Here is a 3,301-nt window from a genome sequence, read left to right as displayed (position 1 = left end):
GTTGCCGAGTCGCTGGGACTGCCCCTGGTTGAATGGCATGTGAAATCCACAACCAAAGCCGCGCAGGGCCTTTATGAATACGATGCCGTCAGCCGGTTGCGTGACAGCCAGCTGGGCGATGAGCGTGTCCATGACGTGAAGAACTACATCCGCAAGGGCAAGCTCTGGCAGGCGTTCGAGGCGGGCGAGAAGGTGGTGCTTCTCATCGACGAGATCGACAAGGCGGATATCGAGTTTCCCAATGATCTCCTGCAGGAACTCGACAAGATGGCGTTTCATGTCTACGAGACGGGCGAGACGATCCGGGCCAAAAACCGGCCGGTGATCATCATCACCTCGAACAATGAAAAGGAACTGCCCGACGCCTTTCTGCGCCGCTGTTTCTTCCACTACATCCGGTTCCCCGAGGCCGAGACGCTGGCTGCGATCGTCAACGTCCATTTCCCTGGTATCAAGGACCAGATCCTTGCCACCGCGCTGACCCAGTTCTACGAGATCCGCGAAACGCCGGGATTGAAGAAAAAGCCCTCGACCTCGGAAGTGCTCGATTGGCTCAAGCTGATTCTGGCCGAGGATCTTGCACCGGAAGACCTGAAACGCGATCCGAAGAGCCTGTTGCCGAAGCTGCACGGCGCGCTGTTGAAGAACGAACAGGATGTGCAGCTGTTTGAACGGCTGGCATTCATCGCCCGCAATCGGGGGTAGAACGAATTTTCGTCGAAAATTCATGCAATTTTTCGACGAAAAATTGTGTTCCGTCTTGGCTGGTGGTGGCCGGAAAGACCGGTTAGCCTCTGACGGCCGGGCGGTGACGCCTATTTGCGGGGATCGATCATAGCCAGTGTCGCGTCATATCCATCGCAGTTCGGGCGCTGACCCGATGCGCATCCGGGTACCGTCTTATTTTGTTGCCTGCATCGCGGCATGTCTTGGTGCCTGTAGCGCCCACTCCGAGCGGCCTGTCACCTCACGCGCCGTCATTGCGTCGGTTGACTTGCCACCGATGCGAACCTTCGCACGCCATGGTGTTGCCCCCCCCTCCCGGTCGAATACCGAAATGGCGCAGGATTTTCTCGATCTCGCCTTCCGGCTTGAAAGCGGCCGCGATCTGCCGGTTCTGACCCGGTTCGAGGGGCCGGTCCGGGTGCGCATGGCCGGGCCGGTTCCTGCCAGCGCGCCTGCTGACCTCGGCAAATTGCTGTCACGTCTGCGCAATGAAGCGGGCATCGACATCCGGCAGACCGGCGGAAGCGAGGCTGAAATCGCGATCGAATTCCTGCCGCGCCGCACAATGCAGCGCCTGGTCCCGCGCGCCGCCTGCTTCGTCGCGCCGCGTGTCGGTTCCTGGGACGAATATCGCAGCGCCGGACGGAACCGGCTGGACTGGACGACATTGTCTGCCCGCAGCCGAAGCGCCATCTTCATCCCCAACGATACCGCCCCGCAGGAAATCCGCGATTGCCTGCATGAAGAACTGGCCCAGGCGCTCGGCCCGCTGAACGACCTTTACCGGCTGCCGGATTCTGTCTTCAACGACGACAATATCCACACGATCCTTACCGGCTTCGACATGCTGATGCTGCGCGCCTATTACGCGCCCGAACTGGCAAACGGCATGCGCCGGGCCGAGGTCGCGGCGCGCCTGCCGCGTGTGCTGGCGCGTCTCAACCCGGCGGGCGAGCGGAGCGGCATCGCACCACTCGACCCCACGCCTCCGGCCTTCGGCAAGGCCATCGAGACCGCGCTCGGCCCCGGCACCTTTCCGGCGCGCCGTCGCAAAGCCGCCCGTGACGCGCTGGACATCGCCCTGTCGCGCAGCTGGCGCGATGCCCGCACGGGCTTTGCCTGGCTCGCACTTGGCCGGCTGACCCTTGGCCATGATGCCGCCGCTGCCCGGCTCGCCTTCACGCAGGCCTCAACCCTCTACCATTCACAACCCGGCCTCGCCTTGCAGGCGGCGCATGCCGATATGCAGCTTGCGGTCTTCGCGCTGGCAAACGGGGCGCCGGAACAGGCGATAGCGCTGGTCGATCAGTCCACCGGCGTGGTCGCCGCCGCCGAAAACGCGGCCCTTCTGGCCAATCTCCTGATGGTCAAGGCCGAAGCGCTCGACCTGATGGGCCGCAAGGCCGAAGCGCAGGCAGCCCGGCTCGACAGTCTGGGCTGGGCGCGCTATGGCTTCGCCTCCGATGCCGAGGTGGAGGCGCGTCTTCTGAACGTCGCCGCCCTCTCCCCGGCGCAACGTGCGAGGCGTCCATGATCTTCTTTCCCGCCATCCTGATCGGCGCGGCACTTGGCTGGTACCGGGCCGCGAAACGCGGCGGCAACCGGCTGGACAAGCTGCAATATGCAGGCACCCATGCGATCCTCTTCGCGATCCTCGGCCTGTTTGTCACGATCATCCTGCACCGGATGTCCTGACCCCGATGTTCCTTCGCTTTTTCGAGACCCTGCGGAAAACCGGCATTCCGGCCACCTTGCGCGAATATCTCGGCTTTCTCGAAGGCATGGCGGCGGGGCTTGTCACCTACGATATCGAAGGCTTCTACTATCTCGCCCGCACCGCGATGGTGAAGGATGAGCGCTATCTCGACCGTTTCGACCGCGCCTTTGCCGAGGCGTTCAAGGGGCTGGAGGCGATCAGCGCCGATCAGGTGCTGGAGGCGATCGATCTGCCCACCGAGTGGCTGGAACGGCTGGCGGAAAAGGCGCTGAGCGACGAGGAGAAGGCGCAGATCGAGGCGCTTGGCGGGTTTGAGGCGCTGATGGAGACGCTGAAGAAGCGGCTTGAGGAACAGAAGGGCCGCCATCAGGGCGGGTCGAAATGGATCGGCACCGCAGGCACCTCGCCCTTCGGCGCCTATGGTTACAACCCCGAAGGCGTCCGGATTGGCCAGAAGGAAAGCCGTCACCAGCGGGCGGTCAAGGTTTGGGACCGGCGGGATTTCAAGAACCTCGACGATTCCGTCGAACTGGGCACCCGCAATATCAAAGTGGCGCTCAAACGCCTCCGCCGCTGGGCGCGTGACGGGGCGGCCGAGGAACTGGACCTGCCCGAAACCATCCGCGCGACGGCCGAACACGGATACCTTGACGTCAAGACCCGGCCCGAGCGGCACAATGCCGTGAAGGTCCTGCTGTTTCTTGATGTCGGCGGCTCGATGGACCCGTTCATCAAGGTGGTCGAAGAATTGTTCAGCGCCGCGCGCGCCGAATTCAAGCATCTCGAATACTATTACTTCCACAATTGCCTCTATGAAGGCGTCTGGCGCGACAACCGCCGCCGCTGGGACGCGCAGAC

The 3,301-nt window shown here is 63.0% G+C and carries 4 protein-coding genes; all 4 read left to right on the top strand.

The features are described 5' to 3' along the window. The coding region (locus WBB85_RS04610) for an AAA family ATPase (RefSeq protein ID WP_432637450.1) at window positions 1–705 on the top strand (705 nt) is incomplete at its 5' end. Between the two features lie 175 nt (window positions 706–880). Beyond that, complete coding sequence (locus WBB85_RS04605; protein WP_432637449.1) at window positions 881–2,260, top strand: DUF2927 domain-containing protein; 1,380 nt, start codon at window positions 881–883, stop codon at window positions 2,258–2,260. Next, entirely contained in the window at window positions 2,257–2,421 is a 165-nt protein-coding gene (locus tag WBB85_RS04600; RefSeq protein ID WP_432637448.1) for a hypothetical protein, read from the top strand. The genes WBB85_RS04605 and WBB85_RS04600 overlap by 4 nt, the downstream gene beginning before the upstream one ends. Window positions 2,422–2,426: 5 nt before the next feature. Then, window positions 2,427–3,301: vWA domain-containing protein (locus WBB85_RS04595; RefSeq protein ID WP_432637447.1), on the top strand; the 875-nt coding region annotated here is incomplete at its 3' end.

Source organism: Albidovulum sp. (assembly GCF_049646345.1).
Classification (GTDB): domain Bacteria; phylum Pseudomonadota; class Alphaproteobacteria; order Rhodobacterales; family Rhodobacteraceae; genus Albidovulum.
Note: the sequence above shows the minus strand (reverse complement) of the source record. Positions and strands in the feature narration are given on the sequence as shown.